We start from the raw sequence: 24,653 nt of genomic DNA, 5'->3' as shown, positions 1-24,653 counted from the left end.
GAGGGCTCCGGTCCGTCGCCCGGATCTTAAGGAGCGCTACGCTCATGGAAGAATTCTTCAGCGCCTATTGGTGGCTGCTCTTTCCCATCGGCGCCTTCGTGTTCGGCGCCTGGGATAGGTGGCTGGCCTACAAGCGCAGCCGCGACCACCTGGACCTGCTGCGCCACTACGCCGAGCAGGGCAAGGAGCCGCCGCCGGAGCTGGTGCGCGGGGTGGGCGACGACTTCAACGGCCAGGCGCCCGGCGGCTATCCGCCCGGGGCCTATCCGCCGGGCTACGATCCCTACGGCTGGGGCTATTCGCGCTACGGCCGCCGCGCCTGGCGCCACTACTACCGCTGGGGCCCCTATTGGCGCTGGCGCAGCGTGTTCGTCACCGGCGCGGTGGCGGCCGGCTTCTGGTGGGCCTCGGAATGGGCCGACTGGCCGGGGGCCTATGGGGCCTTCCACCTGGTGGCGATCATCCTGACCATCGTCACGGTCGGCAACCTGGTCTTCGCGGTGATGGCCTCGGCCTTCCGCGACAAGTGACCGGCGGCGTGTGAGCCCCGATTGATGAGCCCGGCGAGCCTCGACGAGACGCTGGTGGCCGCCGCCCAGGGCGGATCGGCCGACGCGTTCTCGCGGCTTGTCGAGCGCCACCAGCAGGCCGTGCGCGCCTTCCTGCGCCGCGCCTGCGGCGACTGGGCCCAGGCCGACGACCTGGCGCAGGAGACCTTCCTGGCGGCCTGGTCGCGGATCGGGCGGCTGAAGACCGGCGCGAGCGTGAGGGCCTGGCTATGCGGCATCGGCTACAACAAGCATCTGACCGCGGTCCGCTCGGCGGGACGCGAGCGGGCGAGGGCGCAGGCCTACGAGGACGCCCGCGACGAGACGCTCGACGCGCCGGCCGAGGAGAAGATCGCCCTGGAGCGGGCCATGGCCGAGCTGCCGGCGGAACAACGCGCCTGCGTGGCGCTTTGCCTGGCGGCGGACTTCAGCCACGCCGAGGCCGCCGAAGCCCTGGACATGCCCCTGGGCACTGTGAAAAGCCATGTTTCGCGGGGCCGCGCGCGGCTCTTGCAAGCGTTGGGAGTGTGCGATGACGCAAGCTGACGATCGCCTGAAGGCCCTGTTCGCCCAGGACGTTCCGCCGCCCCGCGATGCGGCCTTCAACGCCGCGGTGATGGAAAGGGTCATGCGCCAGCGTTTCCGCGAGGACCTGGCCATGCTGTCCGGCGTCAGCGTGATCAGCGGCGGGGCACTGTGGCTGGTCTGGCCGACCCTGCAGACGGCGCTGGTGACCCTGTCCCAAGGCTTGGCGCCTGCGCTGGGCGCGGTGGCGCTGGCGGCCTGCGCGGCCATGGTCCTCAACGGCCGTCCCAGCGCCGCGCTCGGCCTGCATTCGTGACCTATTCCAACATGAACAAGGTTTCACGCTACACTTTGCATCTGAGGGCTGCGGTCTAGGTCTCTTTCCCAGCAGAGACGGGCCGCGTCGGCCTGCTGCGAGGGACTAGGAGAGAGACTTCAATGGAAGCCGTTTTCATCGTTGGGATCATCTTCGGATCGATCGCCGCCGTCATCATCGTGCCGTTCTGGCTGCGCTCCCAGGAGCGGATCCGGGTGCAGGAAACCCTGCGCGCCGCCATCGAGAGCGGCCAGCCCATGCCGACCGAGGTTATGGAGAACGCCGCCCGCAACGTCGACCTGCGGCCCACGCCGTCGCCGGCCCGGGACCTGCGGACCGGGATCATCTGGCTGGGCGTCGGCCTGGGCTTCGTGATGCTGGGTGTGGCCCTCGGTTTCGAGGACCCCGATTCGACCATGCCGCTGATCGCCTGCGCCGCCTTCCCGATCTTCATCGGTCTGGCGTTCATCGCGCTCAGCTTCATCAACAAGCCCAAGAGCTAGGCTGGCTTAGCCGGGGGAATGAAGCCCATGCCGGGCTCAGGACATTCAAGGTTCGCCAGCCTGCACGATGTGGAGCTGTGCGCCTATTCAGCGACCGGGGAACGACGCGCCTTCGGTGAGCTGGTGCGGCGGCACGGGTCGGCCGTGCGGGGCGTGCTGCGCCGCATGGGGGCGCAGGGCGCAGAGGCGGACGACGTGGCCCAGGACGCTTTCCTGACCGCCTTCGAGCGGATCGCGGAGTTCCGCGGCGAGGGGACCTTCGCCGCCTGGGTCAAGAAGATCGCGGCCAGGCTCTACCTGCGGCGGCTGCAGCGCGACCGCAAGCTGGGCGCACTGACCGCCGAAGCGATTGAAGACGAACCCGAAACCCCGCGCGGCGACGCCGACGCGGCCATCGATCTGGAAGAGGCCCTCAAGGTGTTGAGCGCGACGGAACGGCTCTGCGTCACCATGTGCTTCGGCGCAGGACTTTCTCACACGGAAGCGGCGGAGGCCTTGAACCTGCCGCTGGGAACGGTCAAATCCCATGTCAAACGTGGTCTGGAAAAACTCAGAGCGCGACTGGCGCCGGAAGACGGCGCTGTTCTGGAAGGGAGGCGTGGCAATGGCTGAGCTCGATTTCGAGCGCAGGCTCGAGCGCCTTTTCGCCGAGCTGCCGGAACTGCCGGACGCCGTCGCCTTCGCCGAACGGGTGGAGCGGCGGCTCGACCGCGGCTGGACGGCCCGGCGCTGGCTGATCGGCGCGGCGGGCGTCGTGGGCGGCGTGATCGGCGCCAGCCAACTGATGGTGTCCAACGTCTTCCAGCGCGTGGAGACCGCCGAGGATTCCGCACGGTTCCTCTCGACCAGCGTCAGCCACCTCTCCACCAGCGCCGATTGGATGGCCGCGCTCACCAGCGGCGGGGCGGTGGTCTGGGTGGCCGCGGGCCTGGCGGTGATCATGATGGGCTTCGTCCTGACCCGGGTGATCGGCGAGATCTGAAGCCGTCGCGGCGCCCTGTCGCCCCGCCGGAGGATTGGTTGCGGCGCGCAGCGGTGCGCTATAGGTTCCCCGCCTCTGACGCTAGGCGCTTAAATTTCTTCCGGAGTCCCCGATTGACCGATCTGTTTGAAGAGGTCGAGGAGCAGCTTCGCTCCGACCGCTACCGGACGCTTGCGCGCAAGGCGGCCCCGTGGGTGATCGCCGTGGGCGCGGCCGCGCTGATCGCGGCGCTGATCGTCTGGGGCTGGCGGGAATACAACAAGCAGATCACCGAAAAGGCCTCCGAGCAGTACGCCGCCGCCATCAGCGCCGAGGCGCAGGGCGACACGCCCAAGGCGCTGCAGATCCTGGGCGAGGTCGCGAAGTCGCCGGCCAAGGCCTACAAGTCGCTGGCCCTGATGGACCTGGGCGCGGTCAAGCTGCTGAGCGGCAAGCCGGAAGACGTCAAGGCGGCGGTCGCCTATTTCGACCAGGCGGCCAGCGCAGCGCCGGACCCGCTGCTGGGCGACGCCGCGCGCCTCAAATCCGCCTTCGCGATCCTGGACACCGCTCCTTTCTCGGAAGTGGAGGGGCGATTGGCGCCGCTGATGAAGGATGGCCGCCCCTATCGGGTGCAGGCGCGCGAGGCCCTGGCCTTCGCCAAGCTCATGAAGGGCGACACCGCCGGGGCGAAGTCCGATTTCGTGGTGATCTCGCAGTCGCTGGACGCGCCTGAAGGCGCGCGCCAGCGGGCCAAGGCCGCCATGGACCTGATCGACACCGGCTCGGCCAAGGCCGTCGCCGCCACGGTCAAGGCCGCCCAGACCCTGCCGCCGCCGATGCTGGTGGGCCCGGGCGGCGTGCCGATGGGCGTGGCGCCGCCGCAGCTGCAACAACAGCAGCAGCAACAAGATGAGGCGGCCGCTCCGCAATGACCTTCCAGAGCAAGAGCCTCCTTGCGGTCCTGCTGATCGCCTCCCTGTGCGTGGCCGGGTGCTCGACCATGCGCCGCGTCAACCCTTTCCATGGCGACAGCACGCCGAAGGAAACGGCCAGCGAGGGCGACCGCATCTCCATCGTCGCCGCCGACCAGAAGCTGGAGCCGGCCGACGCGCTGAAGGGGGTCGATTTCGCCCTGCCGCCCGTCGAGACGGTGGCCAACTGGCCGCTGCCCGGCGGTTCCCTCGAGCAGTCGATGGGCAACGCCAGCGCGGCCGCCGACTTCGCCGTCGCCTGGAAGAAGCCCATCGGCGTCGCCACCGGCGGCGGCCAGCTGATCACCGCCCCGCCGATCGCCGCGGGCGGCAAGGTGTTCACCATGGACGCCATGGCCAACGTCAGCGCCCACGACGCGCGGACGGGCCAGGAAATCTGGCGCATCAACATGCGTCCCAACGACAACAAGCGCGACCGCGAGGGCTTCGGCGGCGGCTTGGCCTTCGCCGACGGCAAGCTCTACATGACCTCCGGCTTCCGCCTGGTGGCGGAGCTGGACGCCAACTCCGGCCGGGTCGGCTGGCGAACCCGCACCGAACAGCCGATCCACGCTGCGCCCACCGTGGCCGCCGGCCGGGTGATGGTCGTGGCGCTGGACAACACGCTGCTGACCTTCGACGCGGCCACGGGCTCGCCCGGCTGGACCTATCAGGCCCTGTCGGAATCGGCGCGCATCCTGTCCGCCTCCAGCCCGGCGGTGTCGGGCGACACGGTGGTGGCCTCCTTCGGCTCGGGCGAGCTGGTGGCGCTGCGCACCGCCAACGGCAACGACCTGTGGAACAACGCGCTCTCGCGGGCCAGCCGCACCAGCGCGCTCTCCGAGATCCGCGACATCCCCGGCCGTCCTGTGATCTACGGCGGCGACGTATTCGCCATCAGCCACTCCGGGGTCTTCGCCGCCACCGATCTGCGCACCGGCACGGCGCGCTGGAGCCTGCCGGTGGTGGGCGTCACGTCGCCGCTGCCGGAAGGCGACGTGGTCTATGCGGTGGGCGTCGACGGCAAGCTGATCTGCGCGGCGCGGGAAAGCGGCCAGATCTACTGGGTGCACGACATGAACGTGGGCTGGGTGCCCAAGAAGAAGGGCGGCCTCTGGGGTATCGGCGCGCGCACCGTGCCCAAGCCCCTGTGGACCAGCCCGATCCTGGTCGACAGCCGGCTCATCATGGGCTCGTCGGGGGGCGAACTGCAGGCGTTGAACGCCAAGACCGGCGAGGTCGAACGCAAGGTCCAGTTGGGCGCCCCGGTGCTGATGTCGCCGATCGCGGCGGGCAATATGGTCTATGTGGTGACGGACAACGCCCAACTGATCGCGCTGCGCTGACCTTCCGGTCTATGCTGACGCCATGGCGCTGAAACTCGCGATCGTCGGGCGTCCGAACGTCGGCAAGTCCACGCTGTTCAACCGGCTGGCGGGGCGAAAGCTCGCCATCGTCGACGACCAGCCGGGCGTGACCCGCGACCGCCGCTTCGGCACAGGCCGGATCGGCGACCTGGACCTCGAGCTGATCGACACCGCCGGCTTCGAGGACGTCACCGACGAGAGCCTGGAGGCCCGCATGCGGGTCCAGACCGAGCTCGCCATCGACGAGGCCGACGTCGCCCTCTTCGTCATCGACAGCCGCGACGGTGTCACCCCGATGGACGAGGTGTTCGCCGAGATCCTGCGCCGGCGCGACATGCCGGTGGTGCTGGCCGCCAACAAGGCCGAGGGCAAGGCCGGCGACCAGGGCGTGCTGGAGGCCTTCGGCCTGGGCCTGGGCGACCCGGTGCCGATTTCCGCCGAGCACGGCGAGGGCATGGCCGACCTCTACGCCGCCCTGATCGCCGTCGCCCCCGACCAGAGCGACCACGAAGACGAGAGCGGCGACAAGGCCATCAAGATCGCCATCGTCGGCCGGCCGAACGCCGGCAAGTCGACCCTGGTCAACAAGCTGATCGGCGAGGACCGCATGCTGACCGGTCCGGAGGCCGGCATCACCCGCGACGCCATCCCTGTGGACTGGACCTGGGACGACCGGGCCGTCCGGCTGGTGGACACCGCGGGCCTGCGGCGCAAGGCCCGGGTGCAGGAGAAGCTGGAGAAGCTTTCCACCCACGACTCGATCCGCGCCATCACCTTCGCCGAGGTGGTGATCCTGGTGATGGACGCCACCCACCCCTTCGAGATCCAGGACCTGCAGATCGCCGACCTGGTCGAGCGCGAGGGCCGCGCCCTGGTCTTCGTCCTGGCCAAGTGGGACCTGGTCGAGCACCCGCAGGCCAAGCTCGCGGAATTCATCGAGGACGCCCAGCGTCAGCTGCCGCAGGTGCGCGGCGCGCCGGTGGTGGCGCTGTCGGCGGAGACGGGCCGGGGCCTGGAGAAGCTGATGCCGGCGGTCTTCAAGACCCATGCCGACTGGTCGACCAAGGTGAAGACCCGCGACCTCAACGACTGGCTGCGCATGGCCACCGAGCGCCACCCGCCGCCCTCGGTGAACGGCCGGCGGATCAAGCCCAAGTACATGGCCCAGACCAAGTCGCGGCCGCCGACCTTCGTCCTGTTCGCCAGCCGCGCCGACCAGTTGCCGGACAGCTACCGCCGCTACCTGATCAACTCGATCCGCGAGAGCTTCGACCTGCCAGGCGTGCCGATCCGGGTGACGGTGAAGTCCAACAAGAACCCCTACGCCGAAGGCGAGGAGAAGGCCGGGCAGGGCTCGGCCAGCGCCCCGTTCGGCACGCCCCTGCCGACCACCGGGCTGAAGGCCAAGACCCGCATCGCCGCGGCGTCCAAGGCCAAGGCCGGCGCGGCGGGCAAGCCGAAGCTGCACGGCAAGGCCAAGCCGCAGGGTAAGCCGAAGGCGGCGAAGGCCGGCGCGCCGCGCGGACGGGCGGCCAAGCTCGCCCGGCCCGGCGTCAAGCCGAAGCGAGCGTCCCGGCCGCCTTCCAGTGGGCGAAGACCACGTTAGCCACCGGCTGACCGAGGTCGGCCTGCGCCAGCTCGACGATCAGCGGCCCGATCTCCTCCGGCGGCGTCACCGTCGCCGGATCCTCGCCCGGCATGGCCTCGGCGCGCATCGCGGTGCGCATGGTGTTGGGGTCGAGCAGGACCGCGCGGACCGGTGTCTGCTCCAGCTCGTCGGCCCAGGTGCGCACCATGTGCTCCAGCCCGGCCTTGGTGATCCCATAAGGGCCCCAGAAGGCCTTGGGGCGTGAGGCGCGGCCGCTGGTCAGGAAGATCGCCCGCCCGGCCTCCGACGCCCGCAGCAGGGGCTCGAACGAGCGGATCAGGCGGTAGGAGGCGGTGAGGTTCACGGCCACCACGCGGTCCCAGGCGACGGGGTCGATGTGGCTGACCGGGGTCATCGGCCCCAGGATGGCGGCGGCGTGGACCAGGACGTCCAGGCGGCCGAACCGCTGGTGCAGGGCCAGGCCCAGTTGGTCGAGGCCGTCGCCCTCGGCGATGTCCATGGGAACCAGCGTCGCGGGCTCGCCCGTGGCGGCGCGGATCTCGTCGTCGAGTTCGGTGAGGCCACCCGCGGTGCGAGCGACGCAGACCACATGGGCGCCGGCCTTGGCGAGCGCCAGCGCGCTCGCGCGGCCGATGCCGCGGCTGGCGCCGGTGACGAGGGCGATCTTCCCCGAAAGGGGCAGGGCGGAGGAATCGGTGGCGGACATGGCCGGCTTCCTAGCCGCTTATGCGTCGACCAGGAAGGAGAGCTGGCGCTCCGAAAGCTCGTTGCGGCCCTCGGCGATCTCGCGGTCCAGGAGGCGGGTCGGATAGTCGCCGGTGAAGTAGTGGTCGGTGAACTGCGGCGTCACCGGATCGCGCGGCGCGACGTTCATCGCCCAGTAGAGGCCGTCCACCGACAGGTAGCCCATCGAATCCACGTCGAGTATCTTGGCGATCTCCTCCACCGAATGGTTGGCGGCCAGGAGGTTGTCGCGGTCAGGCATGTCGATGCCGTAGAAGTCCGGCCACTGGATCGGCGGCGAGGCCGAGCGCAGGTGAACCTCCGCCGCGCCGGCCTCCCGGACCATGCGCACCACGCGGACGGAATTGGTGCCGCGCACGATCGAGTCGTCGATCAGGATCACCCGCTTGCCGGCCAGGACCGAGCGGTTGGGGGAGAGCTTCATGCGCACGCTCGACTCGCGCGTCGCTTGGGTGGGCTGGATGAAGGTGCGGCCCACATAGTGGTTGCGGATGATGCCCATCTCGAAGGGCAGGCCGGCCTCCTGGGCGAAGCCCAGCGCCGCGGGGACGCCCGAGTCGGGCACCGGCACCACCACGTCGGCGTCGACCAGGCTCTCCTGCGCCAGCCGGCGGCCCATGCGCTTGCGCACGTCGTAGACCGAGCGGCCGTTCACCACCGAGTCCGGCCGGGCGAAGTAGACGTATTCGAAGATGCAGGGCCGGGCCTGCTTGGCCGGGAAGGGCTTGAGGCTGGTGACTCCGTCGGCGTCGATCACCACCAGCTCGCCATGCTCGATGTCGCGCACGAACCGGGCGCCGATGATGTCGAGCGCGCAGGTCTCCGAGGCCAGGATCGGCTTGCCGTCCAGGTCGCCCAGCACCAGGGGCCGGATGCCCAGGGGGTCGCGCACCCCGATGAGCTTCTTGTTGGTCAGCGCCACCAGGGCGTAGCCGCCCTCGATCTGCGACAGGGCGTCGATGAAGCGGTCCACGAAGCGCGCCTTCCGCGAGCGGGCGATCAGGTGGAGGATCACCTCGGAGTCCGACGTCGACTGGAAGATCACGCCTTCGCCGACCAGCTGTTCGCGCAGCGTCAGGAAGTTGGTCAGGTTGCCGTTGTGGGCCAGGGCGACGCCGCCGGCCTCCATGTCGGCGAACATCGGCTGGACGTTGCGGATCACCGAGCCGCCGGCGGTGGAATAGCGGGTGTGGCCGATGGCGAACCGGCCGGGCAGGCGCTCGGTCAGGTCCGCGCCACCGAAGGCGTCGCCCACGTGGCCCATGTGGCGTTCGGTGTGGAAGCGCTGGCCGTCGAAGGCGGCGATGCCGCAGGCCTCCTGGCCGCGATGCTGCAGGGCGTGCAGGCCGATCGCCGTCAGGCCGGCGGCCTCAGCGGTGTCGAACACACCAAAGACGCCGCACTCCAGGCGCGGCGCGTCATCGCGCGGATCGAGCAGGATTTCGGCCCTTCGCTCGTCAGCGCTCATCGGGATTTCTCCACCAGGTCCTCGATTTCGCGGCGTTGCTGCGCGTCGTAGCCTTCTGACTTCAATCTGTCATCAATCGCGTCGTGCTTGGCGTCGTGCAGGGCGCTGTCGAAGGCCGGTTTGATCCGTCCGGCGAGGTCAAAGCCCTTCGGCGCGAGCGCGCTCACCGCCTTGCCCATGTCCTGCGCCAGCGGCCAGGTGGCCGAGCCCACGATCCAGTGCGGCCGCAAATCCTCGGGCGTCGCGGCCACGAACATCAGGTCGAGCGCCCCTAGCACCAGGAGACCCCGCAAGAGTCCGATGGCCAGGCCCAGGCTGCGGTCCAGCACGCCCAGGAAGTCCGCCTCGTGAATCTGGCGTGCGATGATCGCCCCGATCCCGCGCAAGGCCATGTAAACCACCACGAAGACGCCCACGAGCGCCACGCCGGTCCCCAGCCAGTCCGGATGCACAACCCGGCGCACGGCGGGCGCGGTCTCGTGCAGGGCGAAGACCGCCACCGCCGCGGCGGCCACCAGGGCGACGAGCGAGACCACTTCCAGCACCGCGCCGCGCGCCGCGCCGGCCAGGCCGGAGATAAGCAGCAGGGCCAGCACGATGAAGTCGAATTGGGTGAGCCCTAGTCCCATGCGGCCTCTCCGATCCGGCGGACGGCGTCGGCCAGGCGGCCTGCACCAGTGGTCCTCATCACCCCGCCGCCGTCCATCTCGGCGGGGCCGAGCGCGCGGCGGAAGCCCAGCTTGGCGGCTTCCTTCAGGCGGCTGTCCATGCGGCTGACCGCGCGCACCTCGCCGGAGAGGCTGATCTCGCCGAACACCACGCAATCCTGCGGCAGGGTCTGGTCGAGGGCCGAGGAGGCCAGCGCCGCCGCCGCCGCCAGGTCCGCCGCGGGTTCGGTGATGCGCAGGCCGCCCGCCACGTTCAGATAGACGTCACGGTCGCCCAGGCTGAGGCCGCAGCGCGCCTCCAGCACCGCCAGCACCATGGCCAGGCGCCCTGAGTCCCAGCCCACCACCGCGCGGCGCGGCGTGCCGTAGGCCGAGGGCGCCACCAGGGCCTGGAATTCCACCAGGACCGGGCGCGAGCCCTCGATGCCGGCGAACACCGCTGCCCCGGCCGCCCGCTCGCCGGAGGTGTTAAGGAACAGGGCCGAGGGGTTCTTGACCTCGCGCAGGCCGGCGTCGCCCATCTCGAAGACGCCGATCTCGTCGGTGGCGCCGAAGCGGTTCTTGGCCCCGCGCAGGATGCGGAACGGGTAGCCGCGCTCGCCCTCGAAGGCGAGGACCGCGTCGACCATGTGCTCGATCACCCGCGGGCCGGCGATGGTCCCTTCCTTGGTGACGTGGCCCACCAGCACGATGGCCACGCCGCGGCTCTTGGCCAGGCGCACCAGTTCGCCGGCGGCGGCGCGCACCTGGGTGACCGAGCCCGGCCCGGCCTCATGGGCGTCGCTCCACAGGGTCTGGATGGAATCGATGACAACCAGGTCGAAGGGCTCGCGCTTCAGCCCGTCTACGATGGCGCGCAGCGCCGTTTCGGCCGCCAGCTTCACCGGGGCGTCGGCCAGGCCCATGCGCTGGGCGCGGCTGCGCACCTGCTCGACGGCCTCCTCGCCGGAGATGTAGGCGCAGCGTGCGCCGCGCCGGGCGGCTTCGGCGGCCACCTGCAGCAGGAGGGTGGACTTGCCGACGCCGGGGTCGCCGCCCAGGAGGATCGCCGAGCCGGGCACCACGCCGCCGCCGCAGACCCGGTCGAACTCGTCGACGCCGGTGGCGATGCGCGGCGGGGCCTGGGTCTCGTCCTCAAGCCCCTCGAAGGCCAGGCCGCGCGCCCGGGCGACCTTGGAGGAGGAAGGAGCCAAAGCGCCTGGCGGCCGCGACTGCAGCTCCTCCACGAGCGTGTTCCAGCCGGCGCATGCGGGACACTGGCCCGCCCACTTGGTCTGGACGGCCCCGCAGGACTGACAGGCATAGACGGCGCCGTCGCGGGCCATGGCGTCGGGTGAAGCTCCTCGCATGTGATTCGGTATGCGGACCAGTCTAGCCGACCGCACCGGGTTACGCCTTGTGCGCGCTTGCCGCGGCGGCGCGTTGGGCTAGGCTGCCATATGGGAAGGATGGGAGTGGGTCGCCATGAGCGGGGTCGAGCCTGACGCCCGGACGCCGGGGCTGTTGGGCCGCGTGCTCAACATCCTGCTGCATCCGCACGACACCTGGGACATCATCGAGGACGAGCCGGCCAGCATCGAGGGGCTGTACCGCGGCTGGGTGCTGCCGCTGGCGGCGATCCCGGCGGTCTGCCGGGCGCTGGGCCTCCTGTCGTTCCGCGGTTTCGAGATCTTCGGCGTCCACTACCAGCCGAGCCTGGTCACCGTGCTCGGCGATGCAGTCGCCAGCTATGCGCTGACCCTGATCGGGGTCTATGTGCTGGCCCTGCTGGTCGACCAGTTCGCCCCGCAGTTCGGCGGCGAGCGCAGCCGCGTCCAGGCGTTCAAGCTGGTGGTCTACGCCTGGACGGCGGCCTGGGTGGCGGGCGTCTTCCTGCTGCTGCCGACGGCGGGCGGGCTCTTCACCCTGCTGGGCGGACTCTACAGCCTCTACCTGCTCTACATCGGCCTGCCGAAGCTGATGCGCTCGGATCCGGCTCAGACGCTGAACTATTTCTTCCTGACCCTGGTCATGGCCTTCATTGTCGCCGTGCTGATCGGGGCGGTGACCAGCCGGATGATCAACTTCGGCGGCCCGATCCACATCTACTGAGCCTCGCCTATGTAGACCCGTTCGGCGCGGCGGCTCAGGCGCACCAGGACCTCGTGCGCCACCGTGCCGCCGGCGGCGGCCAGATCGTCGAGGGCGGCGTTCGGGCCCAGGAGCTCCACGGGATCGCCGAGGGCGGCCGGCGTGTCGCCGAGCTCGATCACCAGGATGTCCATGTTGACGATCAGCAGCCTCCGCCGGGCGCCGGCGAACCAGGCGTAGCCGCCGTCCCGCGCCGCGCGGATCACCCCGTCGGTATAGCCCGCCCCGACGACCGCGACCCGTGTGGGCGCCGCGATCCGCACCGCCTCGCCATAGCCCACCACGTCGCCGGGACGCAGGTTGCGGAGGTCGAGGATCGGGGCGGTGAGGGTGGCCATTGCGCGCAGGCGCTCGTCGGGCGTCTCACGCGGGCCGCCGCCGAACAGGCTGATCCCAGGCCGCACCAGGTCGAAGCGGTAGTCGGCGCCCAGGAATATCCCCGCCGAGGCCGAGAGGCTGGCGCGCGCGTTCGGGAACAGGCTGCGCGCTTCAAGAAACGCAGCCAACTGGCGGGCGTTGCGGGGATTTTCCGGCTCTGCGGCGGAGCCCAGGTGGCTCATCACGAGGCCGATCCGCAGGCCGCGCAGGCGGTCGATGGCCTGGACGGCGGCGCGGGCCTCTTCCAGCGTCAGGCCCTGTCGGCTCATGCCGGTGTCGATGTTGATCGCCACGGGCCAGGGCAGCCCGGCCTGCTGGGCGGCGGCGATCTGGCCGAGGCTGGAGAGCACCGGCGTCAGCTCGGCGGCCTGGAACCGCGCCTCCGCCCCGTCGGTGAGGCCGTCCAGCACATGGATCGTCGCCGGTCGGTCCGATCCCAGGGCGGCGCGCAGGGCCTCGCCCTCGGCCAGCCTGGCGACGAAGATGCTCCGCGCGCCCTCGGCCCACAGCCGCCGGCCGACCGCCGCCGCGCCCAGGCCATAGGCATCGGACTTCAGCACCGGCGCCACCTCCGCGCCCATGGCCTCGGCCCGCAGCGCCGCCAGGTTATGGGCCAGCGCGTCGAGGTCGATCATCAGGCGCGCGGACGCCGGCTCCGTCATGGCCCGGTCAGTGCGGGTCGTAGCGGGCGTGGTGATCGCGGGCGAGGTTGCCGAACTTGGTCAGGTCCTCGTTGTAGGAGAGCTTCACATTGCCGATCGGGCCGTGGCGCTGCTTGCCGATGATGATCTCGGCCAGACCGCGCACCTGGTCCATGTTCTCCTGCCACTTGAAGTGCTCTTCGGTGCCTTCGCGCGGCTCGAGGCGGCTCAGGTAGTAGGCTTCGCGGTAGATGAACATCACCATGTCGGCGTCCTGCTCGATGGAGCCGGATTCCCGCAGGTCGGAGAGTTGGGGCTTCTTGTCCTCGCGGTTCTCCACCTGGCGGGAGAGCTGGGCGAGCGCGATGACCGGAATGGAGAGCTCCTTGGCCAGCGACTTCAGGCTCTGGGTGATCATGGAGACTTCTTGCACCCGGTTGTCGTTGCGGCCCATGCCGTCGCCGCCGGTGATCAGCTGCAGGTAGTCGACGATCAGGAGGTCCAGGCCGACCATGCGCTTCAATCGCCGCGCCCGGGCGGCCAGCTTGGCCATGGAGATGCCGCCGGTGGCGTCGATGTAGAGCGGCGCCTCCTGGATCTCCAGCGCCGCGTCGCGCACCCGGCCGAACTCCGAGGCGTCGATCTCCCCTTTGCGCAGCCGGTCGCCGGAGACGCCGGAGGCCTCGGCCAGCAGGCGCATGGCCAGCTGCTCGGCGGCCATTTCCAGCGAGAAGAAGGCCACGATCCCGCCGCGCACGGTCTTCTTCGACCCGTCCGGCTGCGGCTCCCAGGCGTAGTTGCGGGCCACGTCGAAGGCGATGTTGCAGGCCAGCGACGACTTGCCCATCGAGGGGCGGGCGGCCAGGATCACCAGGTCGGACGGGTGCAGGCCGCCGATCTTCGAGTCGAGGTCGATCAGGCCCGTGGAGAGCCCAGCCAGGCCGCCGTCGCGGCTGTGCGCCTCGGCGGCCATGGTGACCGCGCCGTGCAGGGCGTCGGCGAAGGTCACGAAGCCCTGGGAGACGCCGCCGGTCTCGGCCAGGGTGAAGAGCTGCTGCTCGGCCTGTTCGATCTGGTCGCGGGCCGAAAGCTCGGCGTCGCCTTGCGAGGCGAGGGTCGAGATGTCGCCGCCGATGCGGATCAGGTCGCGGCGCAGGGCCAGGTCGTAGACGGCGCGGGCGTAGTCCGGGGCGTTGGCGGCGGGCGGGGCGCGGTCGACCAGGTCGGCAAGGTAGCGGATGCCGCCCAGCTCCTCGAAGCCCACGTCGCGGTTGAACTGCTCGGCCAGCAGGATCGGCTCGGCGAGCTGGCCCTTGCGGATGTTGCTCTCGATGGCGGCGAACAGGCGCTGGTGGAACGGCTCGAAGAAGTGGCGCGCCTGCAGGTAGTCCCCGATCCGCTCGAAGGCGGCGTTGTCATAGAGCAGGGCGCCCAGCAGGGCCTGCTCGGCTTCCACATTGGCCGGCGCGTGCGGGATCGGCGGTTCGCTGGAGACGGGTCGCAGGTCGAGGGCGGGAACGAGGGCCATGCCCTATCGAATAGACCAAGGCCGGGTCTTTGCGCACGGACAGAAGCGCGTAGGGTCGGGCTTTCCCCACAAATCCGCCGGCCTGTGGACAAGCCCGGCCTTTCCGCTCTCCACGGACGAAAAAGGCGGGCTGGAGATCCAGCCCGCCTGATCCGAAATCCGCGGTGCGGTAAAGGCCTCAGCCTTCGCCGTAACCGGTGTCCTGCGAGCCCGCGCCGCCTTCCAGGAGGTCGGCCTGAGCCTGTTCGTCGGCGATGCGATCTTCCTCGAACTGGGAGTCGATCACGTTCTCGCCGCGCGCCTGGCGCTCAGCTTCGTCCTGCGAGCGGGCGATGTTGAGCGTCACGGTGACGGTGACTTCCGCGTGCAGGCGGACCTTCACCTCGTGCAGGCCCAGCGTCTTGATCGGCTTGTCCAGCACGACCATGGCGCGGTCGACCTTCGTGCCACCCTCGGCGTTGATCGCGTCGGCCACGTCGCGGCCGGCCACCGAGCCGTACAGCTGGCCGCTTTCGCCCGCCTGGCGGATCAGGATGTAGGAGGTTCCGTCGAGCTTGTCGCCCGACTGGCCCGCCGCGTCCTTGGCCTTGGCGTTGCGGGCTTCGATCTCGGCGCGCTGGCCCTCGAAGACCTTCAGGTTGGCGGCGTTGGCGCGCAGCGCCTTAGACCGCGGCAGGAGGAAGTTGCGGGCGTAGCCGTCCTTGACGTTGACCACGTCGCCGAGGCCGCCCTTGCCTTCAACCCGTTCGAGCAGAATGACTTTCATCTGTGCGGCCCCTTACTTCACGACGTAGGGGAGCAGGGCGAGGAAGCGGGCGCGCTTGATCGCCTTGGCGAGTTCACGCTGCTTCTTGGCCGACACCGCGGTGATGCGCGACGGCACGATCTTGCCGCGCTCGGAGACGTAGCGCTGCAGGAGTTTGACGTCCTTGTAGTCGATCTTCGGGGCGTTGGCGCCGGAGAACGGGCAAACCTTGCGGCGACGGAAGAACGGGCGGCGCGCGCCGCCCGGGGCTCCGCCAGCGGCCGGCGCCTCGATGGTGGTGTCTTCGCTCATCAGAAGGCTCCTTGCGGGGCGTCGTCGCGGCGCTCGCGGTCACGGTCGCGGCGGGCGAGGATCGGGGACAGCTCCAGGTCCAACTCTTCGACGCGCACGGTCAGGTAGCGCAGCACGTCTTCGTTGATGCCGAGCTGGCGTTCCATCTCCTTCACCGCCTCGGCGGGGGCGTCGATGGCCAGCAGGGAGTAGTGACCCTTGCGGTTCTTCTTGATCCGGTAGGTCAGGTTGCGCAGGCCCCAGTACTCGATCTTGGCCACCGTGCCGCCGCCGGCTTCGACCAGCGATTTCAGGGTATCGTTGAGGGCTTCGGCCTGTTGCGGCGAGATATCCTGCCGCGAGATGACGACGTGCTCGTAGAGCGCCATATTTTCCTTCTTCCGGTTGGGAGGGCGGCGCGTCCAGGGGCGGAAGGTCCGCTGGATACGGTGGATCTCTGGCGCGGCGGCCGGGGGTTTCCCGACCCTTTCGAGTTCCGCGAGAGACCGCTCTCCGTGAAGAGGCGGGCTGATAGGGGAAAAGCGGCCTTCGCGCAAGGCTTTATGGCCTTGCCAGCATCCGGCGGCGCAGGCAGCGTGCCCCCGGGCAACCTAGGGGGAAATCAGATGCTCAGCCTTCGCCGCGCCGCCGCCGGCTTCGCCATCTCGGCCGTGCTGCTCGCCGCCACGCCGGCGCTCTGCGCCGATCCGGCGCCGAACCCGCGCAGTGAGGCGCTGGCGCGCAAGCTGTTCGCCGAGATGCATATGGACCAGATGATGGTGGGGGCGATGCGCCAGATGGCGCCCGCCATGATCGCCCAGGCGCGCAAGGCCAATCCCAACCTCACTGAGGAGCAGGCCAAGGCCGTCACCGAGGCGGTGACGGAATCCATGGACGACGTGATGAAGAAGGTCGTGGACCGGGCGATCCCGCTCTATGCGGAGACCTTCACGGAGAAGGAGCTGCAGGACCTCACGGACTTCTACAACACCCCCAGCGGTCAGGCCATGCTCGCCAAGATGCCGCTGCTGATGAACAAGATGACGCCGCTGATGACGGAACTCGTCCCGCAGATGACGGCGGACATCAGCACGCGCCTCTGTTCCAAGATCGACTGCTCCACAATGAACACGCCGCCCAAGCCGAAGACCTGAGCGGCGCGCCCCAACGTTCGGATTTCAGTCGGCTAGTTCTTGAGCGCCTTGACCGCGTTCAGCGTTTCGGTGACGTGGTCGTTGGGGTTCAGGTTCGAGTAGACGTGGACGATGTCGCCGTTCTTGGCGATCACGTAGGACGTGCGGCCAGACATGCCGTCCATCGTCTTGCCGTTCATCACCAGGGACGTGTCGTATTCCTTGGCGATCTTGGCGCCTGCGTCGGCCGCCACGGGGAACTTGCCGCCGCAGTGTTCCGTCTCTTTGGAGAAGTCGGCGAGCTCGTCGACCTTGCCGGCGGTCACGCCGATGACGGTCGCGTGGGCGGCCTTGAACTGGTCGATGGCGTCGGAGAACAGGTGGGCTTCGATGTTGCAGCCCTGGGTGTGGGCGGCGGGGAAGAAGTAGACCACCACCGGGCCCTTCTTCAGCGCGTCGGCGAGCTTGTAGGTGAAGGGCTGGCCGGCGAGGTAGGCCGGGGCGGTGAAGTCGGGCGCCTTGGCCCCGATCTTCAGCTCGGCGTAGGCGGTGGTGGCGAGGGCCGTGGCGGCGACGGCGCCGACGGCAAGGCTGGCGATGAGCGTTTTCATAGTGGTCTCCCCTGGCGTTGCGCGCCGTGAACGGGGGTTTTCCTACACCGCGCCAAACGGATTGTCGCGGGCTAGCTTACCCAACGTCAGTTATAGGCGCCTGCGCCTTCACGCCGCCGGCGTGACCAGGATCTTCACATGCGCCTCGGGATCGCCGAGGGCGGAGAAGGCGCCGGCGACGCCGTCCAGGCCCACGCGGCCGGTCACCAGGCCTTCGACGTCGATCTGGCCTTCCGCCAGGCTCCGCAGGGTTCCGGCGAACTCCTCGGGCGTGTAGCCGAAGACGAAGGTCAGCTCGATCTCCTTAGTGATGGCGATGGAGGGCTCGATGCGGTCGGTCTCCATGCAGACGCCCGCCACCACGATCTGGGCGCCGGCCGGAGCGGCCTCGATCAGGCTCTCCAGCACGCCGGGCGCGCCGACGCATTCGAACACCACCGGCCGGCCGAAGCTTCCACCCATCATGCGAACCATCTGCTGGGCGCCGCGGGCCTTGGGCACGCCCAGGCCTTCCCAGCGGTCGTGCGGCGACTCCTTGGCCGGGTCGATCACCACGTCGGCGCCCAGTTTCTCCGCGGCGGCCCGACGGCGCGGCGAGAAGTCGGCGGCGATCACCGGGCCGTGGCCCTGCGCCTTCAGGGCGGCGATGACCGCCAGGCCCACCGGCCCGCAGCCCACCACCAGGCAGACGGAATTGGCGTCCATCCGCGCCTTGGCGACGGCGTGGAAGCCGACCGCGAACGGCTCGGTGAGCGCCGCGGTCTCGGTCGGCAGGCCGTTGGGCGCCTCCAGCACCAGCTGTTCGCTGAGGATCATCCGTTCGGCGAACCCGCCCGGCAGGCGGTTGGAGAAGCCCAGCAGCTCCACGCCCGTCGCGGTCAGGGTGGCCGGGATGCTGACCACCCGGGCTCCGGCCTTCAGCGCCTTGGCCGAGCCCGGCCCATGGTCGAGGATCTCGGCGCAGAACTCATGGCCGAACACCGTGTCGGCCGCCGGATCGAAGCCGTTGTCGCCCCCGCCGCCACGCCGGCCGAGCTCGATCATGTGCTCCATGTGATGCAGGGCGTGCAGGTCCGAGCCGCAGATGCCGCAGGCGAGCGTCCTGACCAGCACCTGGCCGGCCGCCGGCTCCAGCTCGGGGATCTCGTCGCAGACCAGCTGCTTGTCGCGCCGCACCACCGCCCGCATGGCGATCTCCCTGGATATCCGCCCGAACTTCGCCGCCCCAGTCGCAACCTTGCCGGGGCTTTCCTTATTCCGTAACCCTCGCCGCTCGGAATCGATAGACCCCGATCCTTAAGCTTGGGAGCCCGCACATGAGCCTCGCCTTCCTCTTTCCCGGCCAGGGCAGCCAGGCTGTGGGCATGGGCGCGGACCTCGCCGACGCCTTCGGATCGGCGCGCGAAGTGTTCCAGGAGGTCGACGACGCCCTCGGCCAGAAGCTCTTCAAGCTGATGCGCGAGGGGCCGGAGGATCAGCTCACCCTGACCGAGAACGCTCAGCCGGCGCTGATGGCCGTCAGCCTGGCGGTGATGCGCACGTTGGAAAAGGAGTTCGGCGTCGGCATCGACAGGGCCGCCTTCGTGGCCGGCCACAGCCTCGGGGAATATTCCGCGCTGGCCGCCGCGGGCGCGATCAGCCTGGCGGACACCGCGCGCCTCCTGAAGCTGCGCGGCCAGGCCATGCAGCGCGCCGTGCCGGTGGGCGAGGGCGCCATGGCCTCGCTGATCGGACCCAAGACCGACGTGACCTTGGCGGAGGAGGCCGCCGCCGCCGGCTCGCTGCATGGGGTCTGCGTGGTGGCCAACGACAACAACAACGGCAATGTGGTGATCTCGGGCGCCAAGGCCGCCGTGGACGCGGCTATCGAGAAGGCCAAGGAGCTGGGCGCGCGGGCAATCCCGCTGAACGTCTCGGCGCCCTTCCACTGCCCGCTGATGCAGCCCGCCGCCGACGAGATGGCCGCCGCGCTCATGGAGGCGACGATCATCGCGCCCAAGGCCGCCATCGTGGCCAATGTCACGGCGCGCCCGACCCTGGATCCGGAACTCATCCGCGGCCTCCTGGTCGAGCAGGTCACCGGCCGCGTGCGCTGGCGCGAGAGCATGCTGTGGCTGGCGGGCGAGGGCGGCGTCACCCGCTTCGCCGAGGCCGGCGCCGGCAAGGTGCTGTCGGGCATGGCCAAGCGCATCGCCCCGGACGCCGAGGCGACACCGCTGAACGCGCCCGTCGACCTCGAAGCCTTCGCCAAGAGCCTTTGATTCAAAAGAGCTTGTAGGGAGCCCGCGATGTTCGACCTGACCGGCAAGACCGCCCTCGTCACCGGCGCCACCGGCGGCATCGGCGCGGCCATCGCCAAGGCCCTGCACGCCCAGGGCGCGCACGTGGTGCTGTCCGGCACCCGCGAGGCGGTCTTGGAGGAGCGCGCCGCGGAGTTCGGCGAGCGGGTCTCCGCCGTCCCCGCCAACCTCTCCGATCCCGCCGCCGTCGACGGCCTGGTCGAGGCCGCCGAGGCCGCCGCTGGCGCGCCGGTGGACATCCTGGTGGCCAACGCCGGCATCACCAAGGACGGCCTCCTGATGCGCATGAAGGACGACGACTGGGCCGAGGTGCTGAAGGTCAACCTGGAGAGCTATTTCCGGCTCAGCCGCGCGGCCACCAAGGGCATGATGCGCCGCCGCCACGGCCGCATCCTCGGCATCACCTCGGTGGTGGGCGTCACCGGCAATCCGGGCCAGGCCAACTACGCCGCCTCCAAGGCCGGCATGATCGGCTTCTCCAAGGCCCTGGCCCAGGAGGTCGCCACCCGGGGAATCACCGTCAATTGTGTCGCGCCCGGCTTCATCGAAAGCCCGATGACCGATGGCCTGAACGAGGCGCAGAAGGCCCAGATCATGGGGACCATCCCCATCGCGCGCCTAGGTGTCGGCGCCGACGTGGCGGCCGCCTGTGTCTACCTGGCCAGCGACGAGGCGGCCTATGTCACCGGCCAGACCCTGCACGTGAACGGCGGGATGGCGATGATCTAGGACCTGTTGTCCCAGGTGGTGGTTTGAAGGCCTCGCCTTCCCACATGGGAACATGCTAACGCCCCAACGACTTTTGGTGAGCCTGAGCGTGGCAGTTGACTTCAAGCCCCGGCTCGCCGATGCAAAGCCTGAACTTAGAGGGACCTACCTAATGTCCGACGTCCTAGAACGCGTCCGCAAGATCGTCATCGAGCATCTGGACGCCGATCCGGAGAAGGTGACCGAGAAGGCCAGCTTCATCGATGACCTGGGCGCCGATAGCCTCGACAACGTCGAGCTGGTCATGGCTTTCGAGGAAGAATTCGACATCGAGATCCCGGACGACGCGGCGGAACACATCCAGACCGTGGGCGACGCCGTGAAGTTCATCCAAGAAAAGCTGGGCGCTTAAGCGCCTGATTCGGTTTAGGGTTTTCAGACCGCCGGGTCGGGGTAGCGCCCCGGCTCCGGCGGTCTTTCGTTGAGGACCGCGCCCTTGAGCAACACACCGCGTCGAGTCGTCGTCACCGGGATCGGCCTGGTCACCCCGCTGGGCCAGGGGACCGAGATCGCTTGGGCCAACATCCTGGCCGGCAAGTCCGGGATCGGCAAAGTCTCCACCTTCGAGATGTCCGAGGAGTACGCCTGCCGGGTGGCCGGCGAGGTGCCGCGGGTGGATGGGCGCGGCGGCGGCGGGCCGGACGTGCCCGGATCGTTCGATCCCGACCAGACGCTCTCCACCCGTGACCAGCGCCGGGTCGACGACTTCATCCTCTACGCCATCGCCGCAGCCGACGAGGCGGTGAAGGATTCGGGCTGGCGGCCCGGCGAGGACGACCCGGAGGGCCGCGAGCGCACCGGGGTGATGATCGGCTCCGGCATCGGGGGCCTCGCCACCATCGAGCGGACGTCCGTCGAGATGTTCCAGAAGGGCCCGCGCCGGGTCAGCCCGTTCTTCATCACCTCCGCCCTGGTCAATCTGGCGAGCGGCCAGGTCTCGATCCGCTATGGGTTCAAGGGGCCGAACCACGCGGTGGTGACCGCCTGCGCCACCGGCGCCCACGCCGTGGGCGACGCGGCCAGGCTGATCAAGTACGGCGACGCCGACGTCATGGTGGCGGGCGGCGCCGAGGCGGCGATCTGCCCCGTGGGCATGGCCGGCTTCATATCCGCGCGGGCGATGTCCACCGGCTTCAACGACTCGCCGGAAAGGGCCAGCCGCCCCTATGACCGGGACCGCGACGGCTTCGTCATGGGCGAGGGCGCCGGCATCCTGGTCCTTGAGGAGTACGAGCACGCCAAGGCCCGCGGCGCGAAGGTCTACGCCGAGGTGGTGGGCTACGGCCTGGCGGGCGACGCCCACCACATCACCGCCCCGGCCGATGACGGCGACGGCGGCTTCCGGGCCATGAAGGCGGCGCTGAAGGACGCCGGGATCGAGATGGCCGATATCGACTACATCAACGCCCACGGCACCTCGACACCGCTGGGCGACGAGATCGAGCTGGGCGCGGTGACCCGCCTGCTGGGCGATGCGGCGGGCAAGGCCACCATGAGCTCCACCAAGTCGGCCACCGGCCACCTGCTGGGCGCGGCCGGGGCCATCGAGGCGGCGTTCTCGGTGCTGGCGATCCGCGACCAGGTCGCCCCGCCGACCATCAACCTCGACAATCCCTCGGTGGAAACCGCCATCGACCTGGTGCCCCACAAGGCCAAGCCGATGAAGATCGACTATGCCTTGTCCAACTCCTTCGGATTCGGCGGCACCAACGCGTCGGTGGTGTTCAAGAAGGTCTCGTGAGCCGGCGCACGCCACGATGGCGTCGCCCGGTGCGCAAGGATCAAGGGCTGCTCTCGATGCTGAGCCGGGTGCTGACCACGCTGTTCGTCCTGGCGATCCTGGGCGGCGGCTGGGTGGTCTGGACCTATCGCGGCCCGGGGCCGGCGGCGAAGGCGGGCGCCTCCACCGACATCGTCCTGCCGCGCGGCGCGGGCGTCGGCCAGATCGCCGGCGCGTTGAAGTCCGCAGGCGTGATCGGCTCGCGGGAGGTCTTCTACCTCGCCGCCAAGCTGGGCGGTTCGGGCCGTCATCTGAAGGCGGGCGAATATGAGTTCAAGTCCGGCGCGCCGATGGCCGAGGTGCTGGACGACATCGCCAACGGCCGGGTCGTGCGCCGCTTCGTCTCGGTGCCCGAGGGCTGGACCAGCGACATGGCCGCCGACGCCGTGCGCGCCGAGCCGGTGCTGACCGGGACAGTCGAGACGCCGCCGGAGGGTTCGCTGCTGCCCGACAGCTATCAGGTGCAGCGCGGCGAGGACCGCGCCGTGGTGATGCAGCGGATGCGCGACGCGCGCGACGCCCTGCTGGCGCAGCTCTGGGCCGCCCGGGCGCCCGACCTGCCGTTGAAGACGCCGGAGGAGGCCGTCACCTTGGCCTCCATCGTCGAGAAGGAGACCGGCATCCCCGCCGAGCGCCCGCGGATCGCGGCGGTGTTCGAGAACCGCCTGCGCGCCGGCGTCAAGCTGGAGAGCGACCCCACGATCATCTACGGCGTCTCCAAGGGCCGTGCGCTCGGGCGCGGCATCACGCTCAAGGAACTGACCACCGCCACGCCCTACAACACCTACAAGATCGTGGGCCTGCCCCCGACGCCGATCGCCAACCCAGGCCGCGCGGCCCTGGCCGCCGTGCTCAATCCGCCGAAATCCGACGAGCTGTTCTTCGTGGCCGACGGCTCCGGCGGGCACGTCTTCGCCTCGACCTTCGCCCAGCATCAGGCCAACGTCGCCAAGTGGCGCGTCATCGAACGCCAACGGGCCGCGGCGGCGGGAGGCGGAAAATGATTTCCGGGATGACGGGCTTCGGCCGCGCCGAGGGCGCGCAGGGCGACTGGAGCTGGGCGGTCGAGGCGCGCAGCGTCAACGGGCGCAACCTGGAGGTCCGCTTCCGGGGCCCGCCGGGATTCGAGGGGCTGGAACGCGCCGCGCGCGAGGGGGCGCAGGGCCGGTTCCTGCGCGGCCAACTGACCGTCGGCGTCCAGGCCAAGCGCGCCGAGGGTGCGGGCGCGGTCAGGATCAACGTCGAGCAGCTCGAGCGCTACCTCGCCGCCGGCGCGCCCTATGTCCAGACCGGCCTAGCCGCGCCGCCCAGGCTGGATGGCCTGCTCGCGCTGCGCGGCGTCGTCGAACAGGCGGACGCGGTGGAGGATCCCGAGGCGATGGCGGCGCTGGAGGCGGCCATGGCGGTCTCGATGGGCGCCGCCCTGGACGGTTTGGCCGCGGACCGCGCGGAGGAGGGCCGGGCGCTGGCCGGGGTGCTGGACGGGCTTGTCGCGCGCATCGGCGAGCTCACCGCCAAGGCGTCGTCCCTGGCCGAGGGCCAGCCCGCGATCATCAAGGCCCGCTTCGAGAAGCGGCTGACCGAACTGGCCAGCGAGGCCGCCAGCGAGGAACGCATCCTGCAGGAGGCCGCCGCCATGGCCGTGAAGGCCGACGTGCAGGAGGAGCTCGACCGCCTGCGCGGCCACGTCGACGCCGCCCGCGGCCTGCTTGCAACGGACGGCGGCGTCGGCCGCAAACTCGACTTCCTGACCCAGGAGTTCATGCGCGAGGCCAACACCCTGTGCTCCAAGTCGGCCTCCGGCGCCTTGACCGCGGTGGGCCTGGACCTCAAAGCCACCATCGAGCAGTTCCGCGAACAGGTGCAGAATGTGGAGTAACCTGGGCCGATGAGCATGGCGCCGACTTCCTCGGTCCACGACGATCACGCCAAGCCCTGGGAGACCGTGCGGCGCGGTTTGCTGCTGCTGGTCTCCAGCCCGGCCGGCGCCGGCAAGACCTCGCTGTCGCGGCGGCTGGCGGCCGACTATGCCGACCTGATCCTGTCGATCTCGGCCACCACCCGCCCGCCGCGGCCCGGCGAGGAGGAGGGCCGGGAGTATTTCTTCAAGACCCGCGAGGCCTTCATGGCCATGGCCGAGGCGGGCGAACTGCTCGAATGGGCCGAGGTCAACGGCAACCTCTACGGCACGCCCCGGGCGCCGGTGATGGCCACCCTGGACGCCGGCAAGGACGTGCTGTTCGACATCGACTGGCAGGGCGCGCGGCAGGTGGCGGAAAAGGCCAGGGAGGACAGCGTCCGCGTCTTCGTCCTGCCGCCGTCCTGGTCAGACCTCTCGCGCCGGCTGCACGCCCGCGCTCAGGACGGCGAGGACATCATCCGCCAGCGGTTGGAACTCGGCAAACGCGAGATCGCCCACTGGAGCGAGTACGACTACGTCATCGTCAACAAGGACTTCGACCGCGCCTACGCCGACCTGATCCACATCTATCGCGCCGAGCGGATGAAGCCCGGCCGCAATCCTTGGCTGCCGGGGTTCGTGCAGGAGCTTGAGGACGAGGCCTAGGTGTCGTTTCCAAGAAGGTTGTTCACCCTGGCCGAGGGCGTGAGGCCGGCGATGCCGGCGTGGGGTCGGGTGAGGTTGTAAGCGTCGGTCCATGGCCCG

29 protein-coding genes are annotated in these 24,653 nt (G+C 69.8%); 18 read left to right on the top strand and 11 right to left on the bottom strand.

What is annotated here, in order from left to right; genetic code table 11:
• Positions 1 to 44 precede the first annotated feature (44 nt).
• From E8A49_RS03935 to der, 9 genes are all read left to right on the top strand, one after another.
• Positions 45 to 530, top strand: coding sequence for a hypothetical protein (locus E8A49_RS03935; protein ID WP_293376595.1), 486 nt, complete (start codon positions 45 to 47; stop codon positions 528 to 530).
• Positions 531 to 554: 24 nt separating this feature from the next.
• The gene (locus E8A49_RS03930; protein WP_293376593.1) at positions 555 to 1,094 is read left to right on the top strand and encodes an RNA polymerase sigma factor; all 540 of its coding nucleotides are present in this window, start codon (positions 555 to 557) and stop codon (positions 1,092 to 1,094) included.
• The gene (locus tag E8A49_RS03925; RefSeq protein WP_293376591.1) at positions 1,081 to 1,389 is read left to right on the top strand and encodes a hypothetical protein; all 309 of its coding nucleotides are present in this window, start codon (positions 1,081 to 1,083) and stop codon (positions 1,387 to 1,389) included. The genes E8A49_RS03930 and E8A49_RS03925 overlap by 14 nt, the downstream gene beginning before the upstream one ends.
• Before the next feature lie 122 nt (positions 1,390 to 1,511).
• A complete protein-coding gene (locus tag E8A49_RS03920) occupies positions 1,512 to 1,892 on the top strand; it encodes a DUF6249 domain-containing protein (RefSeq protein ID WP_293376589.1) in 381 nt (126 codons plus the stop codon).
• Between the two features lie 27 nt (positions 1,893 to 1,919).
• The gene (locus E8A49_RS03915) at positions 1,920 to 2,504 is read left to right on the top strand and encodes a sigma-70 family RNA polymerase sigma factor (protein WP_293376816.1); all 585 of its coding nucleotides are present in this window, start codon (positions 1,920 to 1,922) and stop codon (positions 2,502 to 2,504) included.
• Positions 2,497 to 2,874: a hypothetical protein gene (locus tag E8A49_RS03910; RefSeq protein ID WP_293376587.1), complete on the top strand. Its 378-nt coding sequence runs from the start codon at positions 2,497 to 2,499 to the stop codon at positions 2,872 to 2,874. Before E8A49_RS03915 ends, E8A49_RS03910 begins: the two co-directional genes overlap by 8 nt.
• 113 nt (positions 2,875 to 2,987) lie before the next feature.
• Complete coding sequence (locus tag E8A49_RS03905; protein WP_293376585.1) at positions 2,988 to 3,788, top strand: tetratricopeptide repeat protein; 801 nt, start codon at positions 2,988 to 2,990, stop codon at positions 3,786 to 3,788.
• Positions 3,785 to 5,173: a PQQ-like beta-propeller repeat protein gene (locus tag E8A49_RS03900; protein WP_293376583.1), complete on the top strand. Its 1,389-nt coding sequence runs from the start codon at positions 3,785 to 3,787 to the stop codon at positions 5,171 to 5,173. The genes E8A49_RS03905 and E8A49_RS03900 overlap by 4 nt, the downstream gene beginning before the upstream one ends.
• Positions 5,174 to 5,195: 22 nt before the next feature.
• Positions 5,196 to 6,800, top strand: a complete 1,605-nt coding sequence (gene der, locus E8A49_RS03895; RefSeq protein ID WP_293376581.1) for a ribosome biogenesis GTPase Der — start codon at positions 5,196 to 5,198, stop codon at positions 6,798 to 6,800.
• On the opposite strand, the gene E8A49_RS03890 is transcribed toward der, so the two are convergent.
• From E8A49_RS03890 to radA, 4 genes are read right to left on the bottom strand one after another with little or no spacing between them, the layout of a single operon-like run.
• Complete coding sequence (locus tag E8A49_RS03890; RefSeq protein ID WP_293376579.1) at positions 6,748 to 7,509, bottom strand: SDR family NAD(P)-dependent oxidoreductase; 762 nt, start codon at positions 7,507 to 7,509, stop codon at positions 6,748 to 6,750. The genes der and E8A49_RS03890 overlap by 53 nt on opposite strands.
• 18 nt (positions 7,510 to 7,527) lie before the next feature.
• On the bottom strand, positions 7,528 to 9,015 hold the full coding sequence (gene purF / locus E8A49_RS03885; protein WP_293376577.1) for an amidophosphoribosyltransferase: 1,488 nt from the start codon (positions 9,013 to 9,015) through the stop codon (positions 7,528 to 7,530).
• Positions 9,012 to 9,644, bottom strand: a complete 633-nt coding sequence (locus E8A49_RS03880; protein ID WP_293376575.1) for a CvpA family protein — start codon at positions 9,642 to 9,644, stop codon at positions 9,012 to 9,014. The genes purF and E8A49_RS03880 overlap by 4 nt, the downstream gene beginning before the upstream one ends.
• A complete protein-coding gene (gene radA, locus E8A49_RS03875) occupies positions 9,635 to 11,008 on the bottom strand; it encodes a DNA repair protein RadA (RefSeq protein ID WP_293376573.1) in 1,374 nt (457 codons plus the stop codon). Before radA ends, E8A49_RS03880 begins: the two co-directional genes overlap by 10 nt.
• 139 nt (positions 11,009 to 11,147) lie before the next feature.
• Between radA and E8A49_RS03870 the strand changes: the two genes are divergently transcribed.
• Complete coding sequence (locus E8A49_RS03870; RefSeq protein WP_293376571.1) at positions 11,148 to 11,774, top strand: Yip1 family protein; 627 nt, start codon at positions 11,148 to 11,150, stop codon at positions 11,772 to 11,774.
• Here the strand turns inward: E8A49_RS03870 and alr are convergent.
• The 5 genes from alr to rpsF all read right to left on the bottom strand — a co-directional run bounded on the left by alr (position 11,768) and on the right by rpsF (position 15,785).
• Entirely contained in the window at positions 11,768 to 12,853 is a 1,086-nt protein-coding gene (gene alr, locus E8A49_RS03865) for an alanine racemase (protein ID WP_293376569.1), read from the bottom strand. The two genes, E8A49_RS03870 and alr, sit on opposite strands and share 7 nt — an antisense overlap.
• Before the next feature lie 7 nt (positions 12,854 to 12,860).
• Complete coding sequence (locus E8A49_RS03860) at positions 12,861 to 14,360, bottom strand: replicative DNA helicase (RefSeq protein WP_293376567.1); 1,500 nt, start codon at positions 14,358 to 14,360, stop codon at positions 12,861 to 12,863.
• 178 nt (positions 14,361 to 14,538) lie between these two features.
• On the bottom strand, positions 14,539 to 15,126 hold the full coding sequence (rplI, locus tag E8A49_RS03855; RefSeq protein WP_293376565.1) for a 50S ribosomal protein L9: 588 nt from the start codon (positions 15,124 to 15,126) through the stop codon (positions 14,539 to 14,541).
• A 12-nt stretch (positions 15,127 to 15,138) separates the two neighbouring features.
• Complete coding sequence (rpsR, locus tag E8A49_RS03850) at positions 15,139 to 15,417, bottom strand: 30S ribosomal protein S18 (RefSeq protein ID WP_293376563.1); 279 nt, start codon at positions 15,415 to 15,417, stop codon at positions 15,139 to 15,141.
• Positions 15,417 to 15,785 (bottom strand): 30S ribosomal protein S6, encoded by a 369-nt coding sequence (gene rpsF / locus E8A49_RS03845; protein WP_293376561.1) that lies wholly within the window; start codon positions 15,783 to 15,785, stop codon positions 15,417 to 15,419. Before rpsF ends, rpsR begins: the two co-directional genes overlap by 1 nt.
• 237 nt (positions 15,786 to 16,022) lie before the next feature.
• Between rpsF and E8A49_RS03840 the strand changes: the two genes are divergently transcribed.
• Positions 16,023 to 16,550: a DUF2059 domain-containing protein gene (locus tag E8A49_RS03840; protein WP_293376559.1), complete on the top strand. Its 528-nt coding sequence runs from the start codon at positions 16,023 to 16,025 to the stop codon at positions 16,548 to 16,550.
• A 32-nt stretch (positions 16,551 to 16,582) separates the two neighbouring features.
• On the opposite strand, the gene E8A49_RS03835 is transcribed toward E8A49_RS03840, so the two are convergent.
• Positions 16,583 to 17,140: a peroxiredoxin gene (locus E8A49_RS03835; protein WP_293376557.1), complete on the bottom strand. Its 558-nt coding sequence runs from the start codon at positions 17,138 to 17,140 to the stop codon at positions 16,583 to 16,585.
• A 108-nt stretch (positions 17,141 to 17,248) separates the two neighbouring features.
• Positions 17,249 to 18,328: a zinc-binding dehydrogenase gene (locus E8A49_RS03830; protein WP_293376555.1), complete on the bottom strand. Its 1,080-nt coding sequence runs from the start codon at positions 18,326 to 18,328 to the stop codon at positions 17,249 to 17,251.
• Between the two features lie 128 nt (positions 18,329 to 18,456).
• Here E8A49_RS03830 and fabD point away from each other — a divergent pair, with 128 nt between their 5' ends.
• From fabD to gmk, 7 genes are all read left to right on the top strand, one after another.
• Positions 18,457 to 19,401, top strand: a complete 945-nt coding sequence (fabD, locus tag E8A49_RS03825; protein ID WP_293376553.1) for an ACP S-malonyltransferase — start codon at positions 18,457 to 18,459, stop codon at positions 19,399 to 19,401.
• Between the two features lie 27 nt (positions 19,402 to 19,428).
• Positions 19,429 to 20,169 (top strand): 3-oxoacyl-[acyl-carrier-protein] reductase, encoded by a 741-nt coding sequence (gene fabG / locus E8A49_RS03820; RefSeq protein ID WP_293376551.1) that lies wholly within the window; start codon positions 19,429 to 19,431, stop codon positions 20,167 to 20,169.
• Positions 20,170 to 20,320: 151 nt separating this feature from the next.
• On the top strand, positions 20,321 to 20,560 hold the full coding sequence (locus tag E8A49_RS03815; RefSeq protein ID WP_293367234.1) for an acyl carrier protein: 240 nt from the start codon (positions 20,321 to 20,323) through the stop codon (positions 20,558 to 20,560).
• Between the two features lie 84 nt (positions 20,561 to 20,644).
• Positions 20,645 to 21,949, top strand: a complete 1,305-nt coding sequence (gene fabF, locus E8A49_RS03810; RefSeq protein ID WP_293376549.1) for a beta-ketoacyl-ACP synthase II — start codon at positions 20,645 to 20,647, stop codon at positions 21,947 to 21,949.
• A gap of 56 nt (positions 21,950 to 22,005) precedes the next feature.
• Positions 22,006 to 22,992 carry an endolytic transglycosylase MltG gene (gene mltG, locus E8A49_RS03805; RefSeq protein WP_293376814.1) on the top strand — a complete coding sequence of 329 codons (987 nt, stop codon included), beginning with the start codon at positions 22,006 to 22,008 and terminating at the stop codon, positions 22,990 to 22,992.
• On the top strand, positions 22,989 to 23,867 hold the full coding sequence (locus tag E8A49_RS03800; protein ID WP_293376547.1) for a YicC/YloC family endoribonuclease: 879 nt from the start codon (positions 22,989 to 22,991) through the stop codon (positions 23,865 to 23,867). The genes mltG and E8A49_RS03800 overlap by 4 nt, the downstream gene beginning before the upstream one ends.
• Positions 23,868 to 23,882: 15 nt before the next feature.
• Positions 23,883 to 24,554, top strand: coding sequence for a guanylate kinase (gene gmk, locus E8A49_RS03795; RefSeq protein WP_293376812.1), 672 nt, complete (start codon positions 23,883 to 23,885; stop codon positions 24,552 to 24,554).
• Positions 24,555 to 24,653 lie beyond the last annotated feature (99 nt).

Origin of the sequence: Phenylobacterium sp., assembly GCF_004799515.1 — a bacterium.
Classification (GTDB): Bacteria; Pseudomonadota; Alphaproteobacteria; order Caulobacterales; family Caulobacteraceae; genus Phenylobacterium.
The sequence above is the reverse complement of the archived record's forward strand: the minus strand, read 5'-3'. Positions and strand labels throughout refer to the sequence as shown.